Genomic DNA, 21,797 nt, shown 5'->3' on the forward strand with positions numbered 1-21,797 from the left:
AGTGTGAACTCAGCAGCAGCAACCCACGATGTGTTTGCAGCTTGAGGCCTTCGGCCCCAAGGCCCTCATACCGTCTATCGCTCCTCGCACCTCAGTATCTGCGTCCTCGCGGCCGTCGTGGACTACGAAAGAACACTCTTCAGCATCCACATCTCTGCTCCCTGAGGTGCGAGCGAAGCGAGCCACGAAGGGCTTCGCAACGTGTCTCACCAGGCCCTTCGTGGCTCGTCGCTTGCGCTCCTCGCACCTCAGGGGGCAATGGTTATGTCGTTCTTTCGGATTAGGGAGCAGGGGTTATGGGCTTTTTCGGATCAGGAAGCAGGGATTTAATCCAGGACCTCGCCTCAGAGCAAAATCGAGGTGCTCTTCTCCGCTGAGCCACCGGCCACTGCCGAGTAGGCAGCGGCGATCAATCCGGGGTCGGGACCTTCGAGCCGGCCCGGCTTGGCGAGTCCGTCGAGCACGACGAAACGCAGTACGCCGGAACGGTTCTTCTTGTCCCCTGCCATCCCCTGCAGGAGATCGGCGAACGCATCCGGGTCATAGGTCGTCGGCAACCCCACGAGATCCAGGATCGCCTTGTGCCGATCCGCCGTGGCGTCGTCGAGGCGGCCGGCCAGGCGCGAGAGTTCGGCAGCGAACACGAGACCCACCGACACCGCCGCGCCGTGACGCCAGCGGTAACGCTCGCGGCGCTCGATCGCGTGGCCGAGAGTGTGCCCGTAGTTGAGGATCTCGCGCAGCGACGACTCCTTGAGGTCGGCCGACACCACGTCGGCCTTGACCTGCACCGAGCGCCGGATGAGATCGGGCAGTACCGGCGACGTCGGGTCGAGGGCGGCCTCGGGGTCGGCCTCGATGATGTCGAGGATCGTCGGATCGGCGATGAACCCGGTCTTGATGACCTCGGCGAGTCCGGCGACGATCTCGTTGCGCGGGACGGTCTCCAGCGTGCCGGTGTCGATCAGGACGGCGTCGGGTTCGTGGAACGAACCAACGAGGTTCTTGCCCGCCTCGGTGTTGATGCCGGTCTTGCCGCCCACGGCGGCGTCGACCATCGCCAGCAGGGTCGTCGGGATGTGGATGACCCCGATGCCGCGCATCCAGGTCGCCGCGACGAACCCGGCGAGGTCGGTGGCGGCTCCCCCGCCGAGGCTGATGACCTTGTCGTTGCGTTTGAGACCGATCCGGCCGAACACCTCCCAGCAGAACGACGCGACCGACAGGTCCTTGCCGGCCTCGGCGTCGGGGATCTCGACGCGATGGGCGTCGAACCCCTTGTCCGCCAGATACTCTCGGATCTGTTCGGCGGTCTTGGCCAGCGGCGGCTGATACAGGATCGCGATGCGGTCGGCGCCCTGCGCGGCCGCGGCCACCTCACCCAGGAGTCCCCGGCCGATGGTCACGTCGTACGGTGCGCCGGCGTTGACCCGGATGGCGATGGGTTCGTTCGCTGCCTGTTCGTTCACGGTGATACTCGGCTTCCTCACATCAGTTCACGGGCCAGTTGGACGACCACGGCGTCGGCCACCGCGTCGGGGTCGGGGTCGGCGTCGACGTCGAAGGTGCACACCGCCTCGTAGACGGGTGTCCGCTCGGCGAGCAGTTCGGCGTACCGAGCGGCAGGGTCGGCCGTCGCCAGGAGCGGACGGTCGGTACCCGACACGCGCTCGTACCCGCGCTCGGCCGACACCCGCAGGTACACGACGCGCTGGTCGGCCAGTGCCTCGCGGATCCCGGCGGTCGTCACCGCGCCGCCGCCGAGCGACACCACCCCGCCATGGTTGTCCAGGACATCGGTGACGACGTTGGCCTCGATCTTCCGGAACCCCTCGAGACCGCCGGATTCGAAGATCTCCGGGATGCTGCGGCCGGTGCGCCGGACGAGTTCGATGTCGGTGTCGATGAAGTCGACGCCGAGCCGGTCGGCGAGCATACGACCGACGGTGGACTTCCCGGCTCCCATGAAACCGATCAGTACGGCCGCCGGGCGGCGACCGGTCGTCGGACGCGTCGGGGTCGGGGGTGCCGGGGGCTGGGTCATGCCCGGGGCGGACGCGCGTCGACGGCAGCCCGGTAGGCGGCGAGGTTCGCGCCGGTCTCGGTCACCGAGTCGCCGCCGAACTTCTCGAGAGCGGCCTGGGCCACGACGAGCGCGACCATCGCCTCGGCGACGACGCCCGCCGCGGGCACGGCACAGACGTCGGAACGCTGATGGATGGCGCTGGCCGTCTCCCCGGTCGACATGTCGATCGTGGACAACGCACGCGGCACCGTCGAGATCGGCTTCATCGCGATGCGCACGCGCAGGTCCTCGCCATTGGTCATGCCGCCCTCGAGTCCGCCCGCGCGGTTGGTCGATCGCAGGACACCGTCGGCACCGGGCACCATCTCGTCGTGGGCCGCACTGCCACGCCGGCGGGCGGTGGTGAAGCCGTCGCCGACCTCCACACCCTTGATCGCCTGGATGCCCATCAGCGCGGCCGCCAGCTTGGCGTCCAGCCGGGTGTCGCCGCTGACGTGCGAGCCGAGGCCGACGGGCACCCCCGTGGCGACGATCTCGACCACGCCGCCGAGGGTGTCGCCGTCCTTCTTCGCCGCCTCGATCTCGGCGATCATGGACTTCTCGGCGTCGGCGTCGAACGCCCGGACCGGACTGGCGTCGATGGCCTCGAGGTCGGCGATGCGCGGCGGCGGGCCGACATAGGGATCGCTCGCGCCGATGGAGATGACATGGGAGATGACGTCGACGCCCAGTACCTGGCGGAGGAAGTTGCGGGCGACCGTGCCCGCGGCGACACGCGCGGCGGTCTCGCGGGCGCTCGCGCGCTCGAGCACCGGACGGGCGTCGTCGAAGCCGTACTTGAGCATGCCGGAGTAGTCCGCGTGCCCGGGGCGGGGACGCGTCAGCGGTGCGTTACGGGCGCTTCCCTCGAGTTCGGCCGCGTCCACTGGGTCGGCGGCCATCACCGTCTCCCACTTGGGCCACTCGGTGTTGCCGATCTCGATCGCGACCGGGCCGCCCATGGTCTGGCCGTGACGAACCCCGCCGAGCACGGTGACCTGGTCGGCCTCGAACTTCATCCGCGCACCGCGGCCGTAGCCGAGCCGGCGGCGTGCCAGTTGCCCGGCGATGTCGGACGAGGTGACCTCGACACCGGCCACCATGCCCTCGACGATGGCGACCAGGGCGGGACCGTGGGATTCTCCGGCAGTTATCCAGCGCAACACAGTGATCGATTGTTCCATGCTGCCGAGCCCGGTCCGACGGCGGCGCCGCCGAACCACGCGTAGCACGCGTCACAACAGACCGGCGACGACGATCGTGGCAGCGGCGAGCGCGGGTCCGTGCGGATGAGACCCGTTGCCCGCGGCGCCGCGGCGACCGAAGCGATCGCCGACCACCGTGCCCACCGCGATGACCGAGGCGAGCGTCACCACGAGCAGGGCGGCGTCCCACCGTACGGCGAGCGCGCCGCACGCGATGGCGAGCTTGACGTCCCCACCGCCGCACCATCGCATCCCGAAGGCGAGCGCGTACGGGGCTGCGGCGACGAGCGCGGCCACCGCCGCGCCGGGGTCGACTGCGCACGCGCCCACCGCACCGCAGATCCCGGGCCAGACGAGCACGTTCGGGATCCGGCGGGTGTCGGCGTCGGTCACCGCGACGACCGACAGCCAGATCAGGATCACGCACTCGGTCATCCGTCGAGCATGTCGGGGTGGTTGATCGGTACTGTTCGCCCGTCCACAACCGGCACGTCCTGTGGACGGAGTCGGAGCTCGCCCGGAATCAGTCGGCGGTGAGTGCCGCGACCATCACGTCGCGGGGTGCGGGCAGCCCGGTGAACTGCTCGACCTGTCGGAATGCCTGATTGACGAGCATGACCAGACCACCGACCACGGTTCCACCGGCCGCGACGACCGCGGACGCGAGCGGAGTCGGCCAGGGGTCGTAGATCACGTCCACGACCTTGCGTGCCCGCGCCACGGCGGGCGCCAGGACCACGGCCGCGTCGGCCGGCACCGTCGACACGACGACCGCGGACTCGCGACACCTTCGGGCCAGCGCCTCGGTGGGTTCGAAGGGGACGATGTCTCCGTTCATCCGCAACCGCTCACACAGTTCGAGGACGGGCGCGGCCCGGCCGGCGTCGCGGGCGACCACCGTGACGTCGGTGATGCCCGTCTCGGCGAGCGCCATGATGGTCGGAAGTGCCGTGCCACCCGCTCCGACGACCACGGCGACCGGCGAGGTCCCGGCGGCCGGGTCCGCGTCGACCCCGAGGTCGGTGAGCGCTCCAGATACGCCGTCGATGTCGGTGCAGTCCGCGCGCCAGCCGGTCGCCACGCGCACCAGGGTGTTGGCCGACCCCACCAGTTCGGCGCGTTCGGTGCGTTCGGTGGCGAACTCGAGGGCAGCGCGTTTGTTGGGCATGGTGACCGAGAACCCGATGAAGTCGGCGTCGGCTCCCGAGACGATCTCGGGCAGACGGTCGGCGGTGCACTCGATCCGGTCGTACCGCCAGTCGACCAGCCCGAGTGCCCGGTAGGCGGCCAGATGGACACGCGGCGAGCGCGAGTGCGTGATCGGCGACCCCAGAACCGCGGCCCGACGGTGGTCACCGTGCGGTGAGCGGACGTCGGCGGGCACGGTGTTCATGGCGGGTCCGCTGCTCACTGGCTGCAGCCGGTGGCCACCAGCTTGTTGCGGCAGGCGACCTGGCGGTTGCGGATGTGATCTTCGAAGGTGTTCGCGAACAACGTGGTCCCGGCGGTGTCGACGGTGACGAAGTACAGCCATCCGCCGGGCGCCGGGTCGAGCATCGCCTCCAGGGCGGGCACGCCGACCGCCGCGATGGGCGTGGGCGGCAACCCCTTGTACCGGTAGGTGTTCCACTCGTTGTCGTTCTTGTACGCCTCGCCGTGGACATCGATGTTCGTGATGTCGGCCGTGTAGTTCTGCGTCGAATCCATCTGCAGCAGCTGGTCGCGGTCGAGGCGGTTACGGATGACCCGCGCCACCTTCGGCGCATCCTCGACATGCCGGACCTCGCGCTCGACGATCGACGCCGCGATCAGGGTGTCGTACGGCTCGAGTCCGGAGTTGTTGCGGTCGAGCAGTCCCCATTGTTCGAACATCGTCGCGCTGCTGGAGATCATCTCCCGCAGGATCTGCGTGGCGGTGTGATCGGGTTCGATGCGCTCCCAGGTGGTCGGCGCGATGAGCCCCTCGATCCGGCGGTGATCGCCCGTCATCTCGGCGACGTTCTGTTCGGCCCACGCGGGCACACCGAGCTCGGCCGGGGTGGTTTCGGCGGCGGCCTTCTCGAGGTCGGCAACCGTCACCCCCTCCTGCTGCCCGTTGAACGAGAACGACGTGGCGTTCTCGATGAGCTGGAAGATGCCCGGGGTGACCTTGCCGTCGATACCGGTCTTCGAATCGAGCTGCAGCCCTGGCGGGATCACCACCCGCCCGACGCGGTGCACGGCGCCGTCGGCGGTCAGCATCTCCACGGCCGTGGTGGCCGGGATCTGGGTGCGCATCTTGTAGAGGCCGCCGGACATCGGCTGTCCACCGGCGGCGTCGACGAACGCCCGCACGCTGCCCACCACGTCGGCGTCGACGAGGATGCGGCCGAAGTCGGCGAGCGTGGAGTTGTCCGGGATGTCGACGACGACATCGCCGGAACCGGCGGCGTTGGTGTAGTCCTTGCGCGACTCGAGCAGGCCGGTGGCGCGCACACCGTAGTAGCCGACCCCGGTGATCAGCGCGAGCATGAAGACGATCGCGACGGCGAGGACCGCACGACGCTTGCCCCGGCTGCGCTTGCGGCGCGGCGTACGGCGCTGTTGCTGGTCGGGTTCGGTGTCGTCGGCGCCGGGCCACCAGTCGTCGTGCTCGTCGTGCTCGTCGAAGCGCCGGTCTCGTCGGGCGACGCGATCGTCGTCGCGGATCGGGCGTGCGGTGCCCGGCGTCTCGAAACGCCCGGTCTCGAAACGCCCGGCGTCGTGGCCACCGGTGTCGTAGCGCCCGGTGTCGTACAGCTCGGCGTCATGGCGTTCTGCCCCGTGACCCGCCGGCTCGTAGTCGGCAGCGGTGAACTCCTCCGCGGCGTGATCGTCCGGGAAAGAACGAGATTCGTCGGGGCGAGGACCCCGGGCCGGAGGCGCCGGAGCGGCCGGACGGGCCATGGTGAAGTCGGTGTCGACGTCGTCTTCGACCGGACCCCCGGCAGCCGTTGATGGACCGGGCTGCGGCGGACCGGGCTGCGGCGGACCGGGCCGCGGTGGTGCCACCGGCGGCGGGGTGGGCGGCTGCCCCGGCGGGATGCGGACCGGCGTCGCGCGGGGGCCGGGCGTGCCGGATACCGGCCGCGCCTGTTCGGCGGGCGGGACATTCGGCGGGGCCGGGCGCCGGGGAGCCGGTTCGGCATTCTCGCCACCGGCGCGCCGGCGGCGGTGCCGCGTGTGGGGCGACCCGTCGGCCGACTGCGTGAAGTACCGCAGACGCTCGGGATCCATGCCCTCGGCACGGCGTCCCTGGCCGTCTCGGTGCCGGGTGCGACGCCGATCATCGGTCACCGGAGGCTCCCCTGACTCACCGTCGCGCATCCAACCACCCCTGCAGAATAGCGACCGCCGCGGCCTGGTCGATCACCGCGCGCGAGGACTTCACCGTCCGGCCGCTGGCGTGCAGTGCCTGCTGTGCGGTCACCGTCGTGAAACGTTCGTCGTGCCAATGCACGGCCACCGGGTCGATCCGGGTCGCGAGACGGTCCCCGAATTGCTGTGCGGTCTCGGCCGCCGCCCCCGCGGTGTTCTTGAGCGTCTTCGGTAGCCCCACGACCACGCCGACGGCCTCGTACTCCGTGACCAGCGCCGCGATGCGGTCGAGATCGTCTGTGCGCGAAGGGGTTCGACGCACCGTTTCGACCGGTGTGGCGAGGATGCCGTCGGGATCGCACACGGCGACGCCGATCCGGACGCTTCCGACGTCAATCCCGAGGAGTCGCCCGCGGGTCCGCTGGTGACCGTCGGCCCGGGTGTGCGGATCCGGCATCAGGCGACGAACTCGCGGATTCGCGTCAGTGCCGCGTCGATCCCCGCGGGATCGGTGCCCGCGCCCTGGGCCAGATCCGGCTTGCCACCGCCACGACCGCCCACCAACGGCGCGACCTCCTTGACGAGGTCACCGGCCTTGATCCCGGCGTCGCGGGCGGCCGCCGTGGTGGCGATCACGAACGGCACCTTGGCATCCGGTCCGTCACCGCTCGGCGAGAACAGCGCGATCACCGCCTGGCGGTCGGCGACCCGGCCGCGGAGGTCGGTCACCACCGAGCGCAACCCGTTGGCGTCGAGGCCCGGCACCCGTCCCTCGACGACGAGGGTGGCACCGACGGTCGTCGCCGTGTCGAGGAGACCGGACACCGCGGCCCGGGCCGCCTCGGCACGTACCCGCTCGAGTTCCTTCTCCGCGTCACGCAGCTTGGTGACGAGCTGCTCGACCCGGCCGGGCACCTCTTCCGACGGGACCTTGAGCGACGACGCCAGGCCGGCCAGCAACGCACGCTCCTTCGACAGGAACCGGAACGAGTCCATGCCGACGTAGGCCTCGACGCGCCGGACACCCGAACCGACCGAGGACTCCCCGATCAGCGTGATCGGTCCGATCTGCGATGACGACGCCACGTGCGTACCGCCGCACAGCTCCATGGAGAACGGCCCGCCGATCTCCACCACGCGGACGACGTCACCGTAGTTCTCGCCGAAGAGCGCCATCGCGCCCATCGCCTTGGCCTCGGACAGACCCGTCTCGAACGTGTTGACCTGATAGTTCGCCTCGACCGCGGCGTTGCTGATCTCCTCGATCTCGCGTCGCTGGGCCTCGGTCACCGGGCCGCTGGCGTTGAAGTCGAAGCGCAGGTAACCGGGCCGGTTCAGCGAACCGGCCTGCGTCGCGCCGGGGCCGAGGACCTCGCGCAGCGCGGCGTGGACCATGTGGGTGCCGGAATGGCCCTGCGTGGCGCCGTGACGCCACGCGGTGTCGACCGCCGCGAGGACCTCGTCGCCCTCCTCGATCTCCCCCTCGTCGATGCGGACCTTGTGCAGCCACACCGACTTGCCGACCTTCTGCACGTCGGTGACCGACATGCGCACTCCCGACCCGGTCGTGATGGTGCCGACGTCGGCCATCTGGCCACCGGATTCGGCGTAGAGCGGGGTGCGGTCGAGGACGACCGTCAGTTCCTGGCCGGCCGACGCCGCCGGCAGCCGTGCGCCGTCGGCGACGAGGCCGAGCACCCGCGCCTCCGACACCAGCTCGTCGAAGCCGGTGAACTCGGTCGGCCCGCGATCGAGGAAGTCCCGGTAGACGCTCAGGTCGGCGTGCCCGGTCTTGCGGGCGGTCGCGTCGGCCTTGGCGCGTTGCTTCTGCTCGGCCATCAGGGCGGTGAAGCCGTCCTGATCCACCGAGAGACCGGCCTCGGCGGCCATCTCCAGGGTGAGGTCGATCGGGAAGCCGTAGGTGTCGTGCAGCGTGAAGGCGTCGGAACCGGTGATGGTCGTACGCGACGCACTCTTGGTGGCGGTCGCCGCGTCGGCGAACAGCTTCGACCCCGCGGCCAGGGTCTTGGAGAAGGAGGTCTCCTCGCCCACGGCCACGTCGACGATGTGCCGGCGCTGCGTCTCCAGCTCGGGGTATGACGGTGACATCAGGTCGATGACCTTGCCGATGATCGTGCCCATGGTCGGCTGATTGTCACCGGCGCCGAGCAGCCGCATCGACCGGACGACACGACGCAGCAGGCGGCGCAGGACGTAACCGCGGCCGTCATTGCCGGGCAGCACGCCGTCGCCGATCAGCATCGCCGAGGTCCGCGCGTGGTCGGCGACGACGCGGAACCGGACGTCGTCGGCATGCGAACCGGCGGCGTATGCACGTCCGGACAGTTCCGCGGCGAGGTCGATGATCGGCTTGCACAGGTCGGTCTCGTACACGTTGTCGACGCCCTGCAGGATGCAGGCCACGCGCTCGACGCCCATGCCGGTGTCGATGTTCTGCTTGGGCAGCGGGCCCAGGATCTCGTAGTTGTCCTTGCCGCCCCCGGGACCGCGGACGTTCTGCATGAAGACGAGATTCCAGATCTCGATGTAGCGGTCCTCGTCGGCCTCCGGCCCACCCTCGACGCCGTACTCGGGTCCGCGGTCGTAGAAGATCTCCGAGCACGGCCCGCAGGGACCCGGGACGCCCATCGACCAGTAGTTGTCCTTCATGCCCCGTCGCTGGATGCGCTCGGCCGGCACGCCGATCTCGTCGCGCCAGATGGCCTCGGCCTCGTCGTCGTCGAGATAGACCGTCGGCCACAGCTTCTGCGGGTCGATACCGAAACCGCCGTCGTCGACGCTGTTGGTCAGCAGCGTCCAGGCGAAGGTGATGGCCTCGCGCTTGAAGTAGTCGCCGAAGGAGAAGTTGCCCGCCATCTGGAAGAAGGTGTTGTGGCGGGTGGTGATGCCGACCTCGTCGATGTCGAGGGTGCGGACGCACTTCTGCACGCTGGTCGCCCGCGAGTACGGGGGCGTCTGCTCACCCAGGAAGAACGGCTTGAACGGGACCATGCCGGCATTGACGAACAACAGATTGGGGTCGTCGAGGAGCAGCGAAGCGCTCGGCACCTCGGTGTGCCCGGCTTTGATGAAGTGGTCCAGAAAGCGCTTCCGGATGTCATGCGTCTGCACTGTGGGTTTCGTCCTAGCCGTTGGTGGTCCCAGCCGTTCGGTGGTAGCGGCCGTTGTTTGTCGCGACATCCCAGCCTACCGTCGGCGAGTCGCCGGGGGCGCAGGGACTCTGCACTGGGGAAACGCCCCACGGACGGTCAGCGCGACCGGCGCCGCGACACCGCGCCACGCACGATCGATCGCAACTTCGCGACCCGCGGCCCGATTTCGCGTTCCAGCCCATGGTCGGTGGGCTCGTAGTAGTCCCGGCCGACCAGGTCGTCGGGCGGATACTGTTGCGGCACAACCCCGTCGGGATCATCGTGCGGATATCGGTATGCGACACCGCTACCGAGCTTCTTGGCCCCCGGATAGTGACTGTCACGCAGATGGGCCGGAACCGCGCCGGCCTTGCCCGACCCGACATCGGCGAGGGCCGCGCCGATCGCCGACACCACGCCCGCCGACTTCGGTGCCGTCGCGAGGTGGATGGTGGCCTGTGTGAGCGCGAGTTTGGCCTCCGGCATCCCGACGAGGTTCACGACCTGAGCGGCCGCGACCGCGGTCTGCAGGGCCGTCGGGTCGGCCATGCCGATGTCCTCGCTGGCGTGGATCATGAGGCGCCGCGCGATGAACCGCGGGTCCTCCCCGGCCGCGATCATGCGGGCGAGATAGTGGACGGCGGCGTCGACGTCGGAACCCCGGATGGACTTGATGAAAGCACTCGTCACGTCGTAGTGCTGGTCGCCGTCCCGGTCGTACCGGACGGCGGCGCGGTCGATCGCGGTCTCCACATCGGCGAGGTCGATCCGGTCGGTGGCGTCGGCGCTGGCCTCCAGCGCGGTCAGCGCCCGGCGCGCGTCCCCACCGGACACCGCGACGAGGTGGTCGTAGGCGGCGTCGGTCACCTCGACCTTGCCGTCGAGCCCACGCGGGTCGGCGACCGCACGAGTCAGCACCTCCCGGATGTCGGCATCGGTCAGCGACCGCAGCTGCAGGACCAGCGACCGCGACAGCAGCGGCGCGACCACCGAGAACGACGGGTTCTCGGTCGTGGCCGCGACGAGCAGCACGATCCGGTTCTCCACGGCGTCGAGCAACGCGTCCTGCTGGGTCTTCGAGAACCGATGGACCTCGTCGATGAACAGGACCGTCTGCTGACCGCCGTTCTTGCCGTCACCGATGAGCCGGCGCCGGGCCACGTCGATGACTGCGCGCACCTCCTTGACCCCCGCCGACAGCGCGGACAGGGCCTCGAAGCGGCCGCCGGTGGCGCGCGCGATGAGCGAGGCCATGGTGGTCTTGCCGGTTCCGGGCGGCCCGTAGAGCAGCACCGACGCCGCGCCCGAGCCACTGATCAGCCTGCGCAGCGGCGAACCGGTACCAAGCAGGTGCTGCTGTCCGACGATCTCGTCGAGGGTCTGCGGCCGCATGCGGACCGCCAGGGGTGCGGTCGGGGCCGGTGGTGCGGTGAGACCACCGGCGTTGCCATGCCCGTCGGAGCCGGCCCGAGGATCGTCGGGTGGGTCGAACAGTCCGTCCACGAGCGTGTCAGGCCAGCCAGATGCGCTGCAGCGCGACGCCCATCGCGGTCGCGAACACCGCGATCTCCTCGTCGCCCGCGCGTCCCGCGGCGGCGGCGAGGTCGGTCCAGCGGCTGACGATCACGCGGGGGTCGTTCGTGTGCAGCGCCCAGTCATGCGTGAAGCCGGCGGCAGTGACGTCGGCCGGCTCGAAGTCGGGCGCTTCGACGTCCGCGTCCGGGCCGGTGGGAGCCAGCGGGTCGCTCGGCAGCATCCACACCGTCGACAGCCACACCCACAGCTGACGGGCGAGCAGCACCTTGCGCTGCATCTCCCGCTCATGGGCGAGCGCCGGCCAGATCGAGTGCACCTCCGAGCGCCAGGCGTCGACCATCGAGACCTCGAGGTCGGTGGCCCGGGCAGTGGTCCGGGGCGGAAGCTGCGCGGTGATGGTCACGAGCGCGTAGGCGATGTCGAGGGTGGCGTCGCGGAAGCCGCCCCACTCGTAGTCCATGAACTGCACGCCGTCGTCGTTGAGCAGGATGTTCTCGGGCCCGACATCCGACGGACTGAATGCGCGGTGATCGCCCTCGTCGAACAGCGTCGCCGCGGTACGCAACGACTCCACCACCTGCTCGGGGACCTCGACGTCGAGCGCGGCCGCGTGCCCCACCACCGAGTCGATCGACCGCAACGCCTCGTCGCGCAGGATGTCGCGTCCCTGCATACCCGACGGTCCGCGCCGCAGCAGCGCGAGGAAGTCGCCCTCGCCGCCGACCGTCGCCGCGTGCATCCGGCCGAGTGCCTGGCCCCAGGCACTGACAGCACGTGAGGTCTCGACCGGGTCGACGCCGGCCAGGTACTCGAGCATCGTCCGGCCGTGGCCGAGGTCGGAGAGCACCATGATGCGGAGATCGGTGTCGGAGGCGATCAGTTGCGGCCCCGGGCGCGATTCGTTCGGCAGGGCGGTCGCGTACTTGTACGACGCGATCTCCCGGTGGAAGGCCTGTGGGTCCTCGTGTTCGGGAAGGGCCTTGATCACCAGTGAGCGGTCCAGGCTGAGGGGGTTCTGGGCGACGCGGACCCGAACGACCGTGGTGCGTCCGCTGCCGCCGAGGTCCTCGGGATCGTCGAGAACCACTGCTGATCCGGCGCGGTGTGACAGCAGCGCCTCTGCCGCCCGCACCACGCTGGTGATGCGGCTTTCCGTAATGACCGTCATGTCGCCAACCAACCTACCCGTTGCAACGTTGTCGCAACAGCGCGTTCGTCCATCTGTACCACGTCGTTACCGGTATAGCCCGAAAACGTGCGCCGAAAACACTGTGGCACAGCGACTTACCGAGCAAGCGAGTCCGATGTGCCCGGTTCAGCCCGCGGTGAGGTCATCTGTCGGCCGGACGTCGACCGACACGTCGATCCGGCTCTTCGTGGAATCGGTGTAGATGACCCCTCGGAGAGGCGGCACGTCGTCGTAATCCCGCCCCCACGCCAGTGTGACGTGGCGTTCGTCGACCAGCTTGTCGTTGGTCGGATCGAACGACAGCCAGCGGCCGTCGGGCATCCAGACGGCCGCCCAGGCGTGACTGGCGTCGGCACCGAAGACCTTTTCCTTGCCGGGCGGCGGCTCGGTCGCGAGATATCCCGACTCGTACCGCGCGGCGAGACCCTGTGACCGCAGACAGGCGATCGCGATCCGGGCGAAGTCCTGGCAGACGCCCTCGCGACGCTGCAGGACGGTGTCGACCCGGGTGGAGATGGCTGTCGACCCGGACCGGTAGGTGAAGTCGGTGAAGATCCGCGACGTCAGATCGATGACCGCCTCCGCCAGCGGCCGACCGGGGGTGAAGATGCCGGCGGCGTAGTCGCGTACCGCGGGGGTGATCTCCGGCGGGTCGAGATCGAGGACGAACTCGGCGGCCAGGGCGCTGTCCCGCCCGTCGACCACACACGGTCGCGCCTGTTCCCACGGACCCCGGGCCGCCGGACTCAGGAGGACGCCCGGGTCAACGGGATCCACCTCGACGACCGACCGCGCGGTCACGGTCAGCTCGCGGTGCGCGGTCCGGACGTGGAAATAGCTGTCGTGGTTGCCGTAGACGTCGAGCCCCGTCGACCGGTCGTCGGGTTCGGGTTCGATCTCGACCGACGTCGAGTGCACGCGCTGGCCGGGCAGGTCGCGCGGGGTCAGATGGCAGCGCCCGTACGAGGACGACACGTCGTCGTCGTAGGTGTAGCTGGTCCGGTGCAGCACACGGTAGACGCGCGCGCTCACGATTCCCCACCGGCCCAGATCGGTCGCGCCTGGCGCGGGGTGGCGAAGCGGGTCCGGGTGAGCAGATCGGAGAGTTCGCGCGCCCCGGTGCGCAGGGTCGTCATCAGTTCGACGAGTTCCGGGCGCCTCCGGTCGGCGTCGACCCGCACGAGGTCGGCGGGGTCGCCGCGGCGCAGTTCGGCGATCATGTCCTGCACGGCCCGTTCGGCGCCGGCCGACCGCAGGGTCTCCGGTACGGACGACAGGTCGGCGTTCATCTTGTCGAGGCAGAAGATCATCGACCGGGGATTGGTCGGGTCGAACAGCAGCAGCTCGGCGACACTGGCCGCCTGATACAGCCCGCGGTTGCGGCGACGGTAGATCACCGACGATTCGTTGGCCACCAGGTACGACTCCAGCAGCGCCTGCTCGACGTCGGTGTCCTGCGCGTCGGCGAACATCGCGAGCGTGAGGTCGGCGAGGGTGACGGCCCGTTCGATGCGTCGGCCGACGTCCATGAACATCCAGGCCGGATCGTGCACCATCGACTCGGCCTGCAGCCCGGTCAGCGCCAGGACGCCGTGCAGGATCTCGTCGTGCGCGCGGGCCAGATCGGGTCCTAGGTCCAGCGCGGCGTCGCCCGCCCCGGCGTCCGCGCGCGACCGGAGGACCAGCCGGGTCGTGCTCGCCATGATCCGTTCGACCGGCGCGAGCACCATCCAGGTGCTCGTGGACATCTGGTCACGGACCGCCCGGACCGTACTGATCAGCCGGTCGACCGAGTAGGCGATGGTCCCGGGCACCGATCGCGACACGGTCAGGTCGGCGATCTTCTCGATCGCCTCGTTGACCTGATCGGGTGACGGCGGCCGGTCCGAACCCGGCAACAGCAGGTCGGCGGTGTCCAGGTAGCGCGCGGTGCCCGTCACCGTGGCGACCGCGTGCAACAGCAGCGGCACCGCCGGCGTGCCCGACATCCATGGCCTGTACTGGAAGTCCTGATAACGCTCGCGGGACACCTTGGCCAGGCGGGTCACGAGCTCGGTGCGCTCCCCGTAGCGGCCCAGCCAGAACAGGTCCGCCAGGACGCGCGGACTGGCCGCGGCCGCGACGTCGGAGTACTCCCGGGTCACCGGGCGACCCGCCGACGTGCCCGCGACGACCTCCCCGGCCGGCTCACCGCGTGTCTCCGAACGCCGCGACACGTGCCCGCCCACCTCGGTGCTGGTGACCCACACGTCCTTGGCGGCCACCACGTGGTGGGCGGCGCCGGCGACCCCGTCGGCGAGAACGGCCCCCAGGCCGCCCGGCATGACCGCGTACCCGGGACCCTGCGCCACGCTGAACGCGCGCACCGACACCGGCGCCGCCCGCAGCGTCGCGATCGATTCAACGGGACCGCTGCCGGGGGTGATCGTCGGGGCCACCGAGAACGCCTCGAGCTCGCGGGCCACCCACTGCCAGGTCTGGGCCTCGATCCGGGCGGCGAGGTCGGCGCGATCGGTCGCGGCGAGCAACGGGCCGATGAACTCCTCCCCCGTACTCGTGTTCGTCAGGACCAGGGTGTCCAGTCGATCACGGATCAGACTGCGCTGCAACGGATCTCCGGCCCAGTACGTGGTGACCGAGCCCAGCCGCAGGTCCTCGTCGAGCAGGACGGGTGCGAGACGTTCCAGCACGGTGTGCAGCGCCGGGTTCTCCAGCACCCCCGAGCCGAGGGTGTTGAGGACCGTCACCGTGCCGCGCGAGATCGCCTCGACCAGCCCGGCGACGCCGAGCTGGGAGTCCGTCCGCAGGTCCAGTGGATCGGAGTAGGCGGCGTCGACCCGTCGCAGCAGGACGTCCACCCGCTTGTAGCGACCCAGCGAGCGCATGTAGACCGCGCCGTCCCGGACGGTGAGGTCGGCGCCCTCGACGAGGGGGAAGCCGAGCACCGACGCGAGGTAGGCCTGGTCGAAGGCGGTCTCGGACATGCTGCCGGGACTGAGGACCGCCACCGTCGGGTCGTCGACCCCGGGCGGCGCGTACTCGGTGAGCGCCAGCCGCATAGTGCCGGCAAAGGTGGTCATCGGCCGCGGTGCGCATGCCTGGAACAGCTGCGGGAAGGTCTTCGACATCAGCCGCCGCCCGACGATCGCGTATCCGATCCCCGACGGCGCCTGGGTGCGGTCCCGGTAGGCGACGAACCGGCCGTCGGCGGTACGCGAGATGTCGACCGCGTGCAGGAACAGCGCGTGCGGCCCGGCGACCTCGAGTCGGGCGGCCTTGCGGATGTAACCGGGATGGCCGAAGACCATCTCGGGCGCGACCAGACCGGCCGCGATCGTCTTCTGATCGCGGTAGAGGTCACGCAGGAGCAGGTCGAGCAGCATCGACCGCTGCGTGATGGCCTTCTCGAGTTCGGCCCATTCGACGCCGTCGATCACCAGCGGCACCGCGTCGACATCCCAGTCGCGGGTCACGGTGTGCTGACCGTCGAACTCGTTGTAGACCACGCCGTCGTCGCTGACCGCTGCGGCCAGCCGGGCCGCGGAGTCGCGGAGGCGGTCCGGACCGCGCAGCTGGTAGATGCGGGCCAGGTCGGCCCACGCCGGACGGATCGCGCCGTCGGCTTCCAGGAGCTCGTCGTAGGAGTCGGCCGGCCGGTCCGCGGATGCGGCCAGACGGGTCAGACGGTCGGGATCGAAGAGAGTGTGGCCCTCGGCGCGGTAGCGGTCGAACACCGCGGAAGCGTTGCCCGGCGAAGAGGTCACCGAAGAACTGTACGTGCCCGCCGGAGGTCGAGGATCCCGGGCACCCCGAAGTCGGTGGCCTGCCGCGACTGTCGTTCCCGCAACAGCCCTACGTCGACGGTGCCGGTCGTGTGACCGGCCGCCTCGAACCGCCCGTTGCGCCGGGACTCGGCCTCGACCGCGTTCACCGGCGGCCGATCGTAGGCACGTCCTCCGGGATGCACGACGTGGTAGGTGGCACCGCCCACCGACCGGCCGTTGACCGTGTCGATCAGGTCGAAGGTGAGCGGGGTGTCGATGGTGATCGTCGGGTGCAGCGAGCTCGGCGGCTGCCAGGCCCGGAACCGGATGCCGGCGACGCGTTCACCGGTGCGGCCGGTGGCACGCAGTGGGATCGGGAAACCGTTGCAGGTCAACAGGTAACGGTCGTCCTCACCACCCAGGACGCGCACCTGCACGCGCTCGACAGAGGAGTCGACGTACCGGGCCGTGCCCGTTCCGGTTGCCTCCTCCCCCAACGTGTTCCACGGCTCGATGGCACCGCGCAGCTCGATCTCCTGGTCCCGGATCTGCACGGTCCCCAGACGCGGGAAGCGGAACTCGGTGAACGGGTCCAGCCAGGCGGTCTCGAACGGATAGCCGGCCTCGCGGAGCTCCTCGGCGACCAGCGCGATGTCGGCGATGACGTAGTGCGGCAACAGGTGTTTGCCGTGCAGGTCGCCGCCGTGGCGGATCAGCCGGGCCCGGTAGGGCTTCTCCCAGAACCAGGACACCAGGCTGCGCACCAGCAGCGACTGCACCATCGCCATCCGGTGGTGGGGCGGCATCTCGAACGCCCGCAGCTCCAGCAGGCCCAGCCGGCCGCGCACCGAGTCCGGACTGTAGAGCTTGTCGATGCAGAACTCGGCCCGGTGCGTGTTGCCGGTGATGTCGGTGAGCAGATGCCGCAGCGCCCGGTCGGTGACCCAGGGGTTCGGGGGCGCGCCGTCGAACCGTCCGCCGGCCCGGGCACCATCGCCAGAATTCTTGACCGCGAGCCGGTCGATCTCGGCGAAGGCGATCTCCAGCTCGTAGAGCGAGGACTCTCGACCCTCGTCGACGCGCGGCGCCTGCGAGGTGGTGCCGATGAACCGGCCGGAGAACAGGTACGACAGCGCGGGATGACGTTGCCAGTAGGTCAGCATCGACACCAGCAGGTCGGGACGGCGCAGCATCGGCGAATCGGCGGGCGTGACGCCGCCGAGGGTGATGTGGTTGCCGCCGCCCGTACCACCGTGGCTGCCGTCCAGATCGAAACTCTCGGTGCCCAGTCGCACGTGTCGGGCATGGTCGTAGAGCGATTCGAGCAGCTCGGACTGCTCGGCGAAACTGCCGGTCGGCTGGATGTTGACCTCGACGACCCCCGGGTCCGGGGTCACCGACAACGACACGAGACGCGGATCGGCGGGCGGTCCGTACCCCTCGACGACCACCGGCGTCGACACCGCGGCGGCGGCGTCCTCGACGAGTTCGACGATCGCGAGATACTCCTCCAGGGTCGAGGTCGGCGGCATGAACACGTGGACCACATCGCCGCGGATCTCCGCGACGAGGGCGGTACGGGGCAGGAACTGCGCGGGGTCCACCTCGCGGACGGTGTGCCCCAGCGCCGCCGACGGGTCGGTCGGCAGGTCGTCGTGGCGCGCGGACGGATCGGCTTCGAACAGCGTCGGGGCCGGACCCCACGACAGCGAGTTGAGCGGCAGCCGCAAGCCGGCCGGTGAGGTGCCGGGGGTCAGGACGATCCGCCCCCGCCGGGTCGTCCACACCGCGCTCTGCCACGCGGTCCGGTCCTCCGAGCGGCTCAGCGGCAACACGTGCGCACTCGGCTGGGTGACGGCGGCGTCGAGCCGCTCGATCAGGGCTCGTCTGCGTCGGACGGAATCCGTTGTCGGCGCGAGGCTCTCGTCGTCGTCACCGTCCGCCGAATCGGCGTCGACGGCGACCTCGGCCTGCGCGAACGACCGTGCGGCGGGCAGGGTGGGGTCGGTTCCGGGATCGCCCGGCGGCATCGCGGCGAGTTCCCGCATTCGGACCAGCGGGTCCTCATAGGCCGGCACGACCTGACCGGCCGGGAGTCCCAGCCGTGTCGCGAAGGCGGTGAGCAGTTCCCGTGCCGGGCCGGCGTCGCCGAGGCCGTCAGGGTCCGGGCCGTAAGTCTCGCGGTCGATCGCCGCGGCACAGTCGTCCGGCGTCGCCCACGGGTCGGCGAGCAACTCCGGATTCCGCCAGATCGGCAGACCGTCGGCGCGCCACATCAGTTCGAGCTGCCAACGCGGCAGCGGTTCACCGGGATACCACTTGCCCTGGCTGCGCCGCATCAGACCGCCCGGCGCGTACGCCGTCATGAGGCGGTCGGCCAGCCGCCCGGCCAGCAACCGTTTGTGCGGACCGTCCGCGGCGGTGCGCCACTCCGGGTCCGTCTGGTTGTCGATGGACACGAACGTCGGTTCGCCGCCCATCGTCAGGCGTACGTCGTTGCGTTCCATCCGTTCGTCGACCAGCGCGCCGAGATCGGTGACCCGGCCCCACTGCTCCGCGGTGTAGGGCAGCGTGACGCGTGGGTCCTCGTGGAACCGCGTGACCGTGTTGGTGAAATCCAGAGTGGCGTGGCACGGGCCGGTCGAACCGGTGATCGGTGCGGCGCCGACCGGATGCGGGGTGGCCGCCAAGGGGATGTGCCCCTCGCCGGCGAACAGACCCGACGTCGGATCCAGTCCGACCCAGCCGGCCCCGGGGAGGTACACCTCGGTCCACGCGTGCAGGTCGGTGAAGTCGGCGTCGGGACCCGACGGACCGTCGAGCGACTTCACGTCCGAGGTGAGCTGGACGAGGTATCCGGACACGAAGCGTGCCGCGAACCCGAGTTCGCGGAGGAGGGCGACCAGCAACCAGGCCGAGTCCCGGCAGGAACCGATGGCACTGGAGAGTGTGTACTCCGGCGACTGCACGCCGGCCTCGAGGCGGACGGTGTAGCCGACGGCGTCGCGCACCGCGGCGTTGAGGCGCACCAGGAAGTCGATGACCCGCGTGCGGCCGGCCGGCCGGTGCTTCGCCGCGAACCTCGCGATCTCCGGATGTACCGGCGCACCGGCGAACTCACCGTCGGTGACCCCGGCCGGCCGGAGGAAGATCTCGAGGTCGCGCCGCAGCTCGGCCGGATAGTCGAACCCGTAGAACTCGGCCCACTCCTCGATGAAGAAGTCGAACGGATTGATCGCGGTGAGGTCCGCGACCAGACTCACGGTGATCCCGAGGGTGGTCGAGGGTTCCGGGAACACCAGGCGCGCCAGATAGTTGCTGAACGCGTCCTGCTGCCAGTTCAGGAAGTGCTCACCGGGGTCGACGGTGAGCGAGTACGCCTCGATCGGTGTGCGCGAGTGCGGCGCCGGACGCAGGCGGACGACATGGGGGTAGATCTTGGTCGGCCGGTCGAACGAGTACACCGTCCGATGCTCGAGGGCAACCTTGATCGTCACCGGCGGAACTCCCCGCCCGGGCCCGTCACCACGGTTCCGGCAGCCGACTCGATCCCACCGCTGTGCGCCATGGTGGAGATCTCATCACAGATGACCTCCAGGCGCCGGGTGACGAGCACCGCGCCGGGAACGCGGTGGCCGAAGTCACGTCGACCCACCGCTTTTCGGCTCAGGCAGTGCTCCCGGCGTCTTACTGGTCGGCATCCTTCTGGTCGGCATCCTTCTGGTCGGCGCCGCCCCGCGGTGCTGGCTTGGCGTCGATCCCCGATTCCTTGCGCTGCTGCGGGGTGATCGCCGCGGGGGCGTCGGTGAGCGGGTCGACACCGCCACCCGACTTGGGGAACGCGATGACCTCGCGGATGGACGACTCGCCGGCGAGCAGTGCGGTGATGCGGTCCCATCCGAAGGCGATGCCGCCGTGGGGCGGAGCGCCGTACGCGAAGGCGTCGAGCAGGAAGCCGAACTTCTCCTGCGCCTCGTCGTGGCCGATGCCCATGATCTCGAAGACGCGCTCCTGCACGTCCCGCCGATGGATACGGATCGATCCGCCGCCGATCTCGTTGCCGTTGCACACGATGTCGTAGGCGTAGGCCAGGGCCGAACCCGGATCGGACTCCAAGGCGTCGATCGACTCCGGCTTGGGCGAGGTGAACGCATGGTGCACCGCGGTCCAGGCCGAATGTCCCAGTGCGACATCGCCGGACGCGGTCGCGTCGGCAACCGGCTCGAACATCGGCGCGTCCACCACCCAGGTGAACGCCCAGTCCCCGTCCTTGATGAGCCCGAGCTTCGAGGCGATCTCACCGCGCGCGGCACCGAGCAGGGCGCGGGTCGACTTCACCTCTCCCGCACCGAAGAACACGCAGTCACCCGGCTCGGCGCCGACATGGGCGGCCAGACCGGAGCGCTCCTCCTCGGAGAGGTTCTTGGCGACCGGCCCGCTGAGGGTCCCGTCTTCGGCGATGAGGACGTACGCAAGACCGCGTGCCCCGCGCTGCTTCGCCCATTCCTGCCATGCATCGAGCTGGCGGCGCGGCTGCGACGCACCGCCGGGCATGACGACCGCTCCGACGTACGGTGCCTGGAACACGCGGAACGGGGTGTCCTTGAAGTACTCCGCACACTCGACGAGTTCGATACCGAAGCGCAGATCCGGCTTGTCCGAACCGAATCGGCGCATCGCATCGGCGTAGGTCATCCGCGGGATCGGGGTGGTGATGTCGACGCCGATGAGCTTCCACAGCGCGACGAGGATCTCCTCGGCGACAGCGATGACGTCGTCCTGGTCGACGAAGCTCATCTCGATGTCGAGCTGGGTGAACTCCGGCTGCCGGTCGGCGCGGAAGTCCTCGTCGCGGTAGCAGCGCGCGATCTGGTAGTACCGCTCCATGCCCGCGACCATCAGCAGCTGCTTGAACAGCTGCGGGCTCTGCGGCAAGGCGTAGAAGGTGCCGGGCTGCAGGCGCGCCGGAACCAGGAAGTCACGTGCACCTTCCGGCGTCGACCGGGTCAGCGTGGGCGTCTCGATCTCGGTGAAGTCGTGGGCGGCGAGCACGCCGCGCGCCGCCGCGTTCGCCTTGGACCGCAGGCGGAGCGCCGCGCTGGGCCCCACACGCCGCAGGTCGAGGTAGCGGTGACGCAGGCGCGCCTCCTCGCCCGGCGACTCGTCGAGCTGGAACGGCAGCGGCGCCGACTCGTTGAGGACCTCGAGCTCGACGGCGTTGATCTCGATCTCGCCGGAGCTCAGGTTGGGGTTCTCGCTGCCCTCGGGACGCACCTCGACGACGCCGGTCACGGTGACGCAGTACTCGGCGCGCAGACGGTGGGCGGCCGGCGCGACCGACTCGTCGCGGAAGACCACCTGGACCAGTCCGGTGGCGTCGCGCAGGTCGATGAAGACCACGCCACCGTGGTCGCGTCGGCGTGCGACCCACCCGGCGACGGTGACGGTCTGCGACGCGTCGGCGCGGCGCAGCGAACCTGCGGAATGCGTGCGGAGCACTGAGAATCCTTCCAGGAGTCGAAATCGGTCGGCGGAAACGCAGACCAGGTG

At 70.0% G+C, this 21,797-nt stretch carries 15 protein-coding genes; all 15 read right to left on the reverse strand.

From position 1 onward, the window contains the following. Positions 1-344: 344 nt before the first annotated feature. The 15 genes from aroB to aspS all read right to left on the reverse strand — a co-directional run bounded on the left by aroB (position 345) and on the right by aspS (position 21,746). Complete coding sequence (aroB, locus tag ACFUEJ_RS07200) at positions 345-1,469, reverse strand: 3-dehydroquinate synthase (RefSeq protein ID WP_068972555.1); 1,125 nt, start codon at positions 1,467-1,469, stop codon at positions 345-347. A 17-nt stretch (positions 1,470-1,486) separates the two neighbouring features. Then, entirely contained in the window at positions 1,487-2,044 is a 558-nt protein-coding gene (locus ACFUEJ_RS07205; RefSeq protein WP_247452003.1) for a shikimate kinase, read from the reverse strand. Next, positions 2,041-3,249: a chorismate synthase gene (gene aroC, locus ACFUEJ_RS07210; protein WP_247452002.1), complete on the reverse strand. Its 1,209-nt coding sequence runs from the start codon at positions 3,247-3,249 to the stop codon at positions 2,041-2,043. The genes ACFUEJ_RS07205 and aroC overlap by 4 nt, the downstream gene beginning before the upstream one ends. Before the next feature lie 51 nt (positions 3,250-3,300). Further along, entirely contained in the window at positions 3,301-3,705 is a 405-nt protein-coding gene (locus tag ACFUEJ_RS07215) for a prepilin peptidase (RefSeq protein WP_388028370.1), read from the reverse strand. 88 nt (positions 3,706-3,793) lie between these two features. Then, entirely contained in the window at positions 3,794-4,663 is an 870-nt protein-coding gene (locus ACFUEJ_RS07220) for a shikimate dehydrogenase (RefSeq protein ID WP_068972551.1), read from the reverse strand. Positions 4,664-4,677: 14 nt separating this feature from the next. Beyond that, positions 4,678-6,615 (reverse strand): endolytic transglycosylase MltG, encoded by a 1,938-nt coding sequence (mltG, locus tag ACFUEJ_RS07225; protein WP_247452000.1) that lies wholly within the window; start codon positions 6,613-6,615, stop codon positions 4,678-4,680. Beyond that, complete coding sequence (gene ruvX / locus ACFUEJ_RS07230; RefSeq protein WP_068971409.1) at positions 6,602-7,063, reverse strand: Holliday junction resolvase RuvX; 462 nt, start codon at positions 7,061-7,063, stop codon at positions 6,602-6,604. Before ruvX ends, mltG begins: the two co-directional genes overlap by 14 nt. Continuing rightward, a complete protein-coding gene (gene alaS / locus ACFUEJ_RS07235; RefSeq protein ID WP_068971408.1) occupies positions 7,063-9,738 on the reverse strand; it encodes an alanine--tRNA ligase in 2,676 nt (891 codons plus the stop codon). The genes ruvX and alaS overlap by 1 nt, the downstream gene beginning before the upstream one ends. A gap of 137 nt (positions 9,739-9,875) precedes the next feature. Further along, positions 9,876-11,261: a replication-associated recombination protein A gene (locus tag ACFUEJ_RS07240; RefSeq protein ID WP_058250333.1), complete on the reverse strand. Its 1,386-nt coding sequence runs from the start codon at positions 11,259-11,261 to the stop codon at positions 9,876-9,878. A gap of 7 nt (positions 11,262-11,268) precedes the next feature. Further along, complete coding sequence (locus tag ACFUEJ_RS07245; protein WP_068971407.1) at positions 11,269-12,462, reverse strand: hypothetical protein; 1,194 nt, start codon at positions 12,460-12,462, stop codon at positions 11,269-11,271. 147 nt (positions 12,463-12,609) lie between these two features. Beyond that, positions 12,610-13,515 (reverse strand): transglutaminase family protein, encoded by a 906-nt coding sequence (locus tag ACFUEJ_RS07250; protein WP_338857522.1) that lies wholly within the window; start codon positions 13,513-13,515, stop codon positions 12,610-12,612. Then, entirely contained in the window at positions 13,512-16,247 is a 2,736-nt protein-coding gene (locus ACFUEJ_RS07255; protein ID WP_388028378.1) for a circularly permuted type 2 ATP-grasp protein, read from the reverse strand. Before ACFUEJ_RS07255 ends, ACFUEJ_RS07250 begins: the two co-directional genes overlap by 4 nt. Next, on the reverse strand, positions 16,244-19,744 hold the full coding sequence (locus tag ACFUEJ_RS07260) for a DUF2126 domain-containing protein (RefSeq protein WP_068972469.1): 3,501 nt from the start codon (positions 19,742-19,744) through the stop codon (positions 16,244-16,246). Before ACFUEJ_RS07260 ends, ACFUEJ_RS07255 begins: the two co-directional genes overlap by 4 nt. Beyond that, positions 19,741-19,902: a hypothetical protein gene (locus ACFUEJ_RS07265; RefSeq protein WP_189340152.1), complete on the reverse strand. Its 162-nt coding sequence runs from the start codon at positions 19,900-19,902 to the stop codon at positions 19,741-19,743. Before ACFUEJ_RS07265 ends, ACFUEJ_RS07260 begins: the two co-directional genes overlap by 4 nt. A gap of 32 nt (positions 19,903-19,934) precedes the next feature. Continuing rightward, the gene (gene aspS / locus ACFUEJ_RS07270) at positions 19,935-21,746 is read right to left on the reverse strand and encodes an aspartate--tRNA ligase (protein WP_068972468.1); all 1,812 of its coding nucleotides are present in this window, start codon (positions 21,744-21,746) and stop codon (positions 19,935-19,937) included. Positions 21,747-21,797 lie beyond the last annotated feature (51 nt).

The organism is Gordonia sp. NPDC057258 (genome assembly GCF_042668985.1).
GTDB classification, from domain to species: Bacteria; Actinomycetota; Actinomycetes; order Mycobacteriales; family Mycobacteriaceae; genus Gordonia; species Gordonia hongkongensis.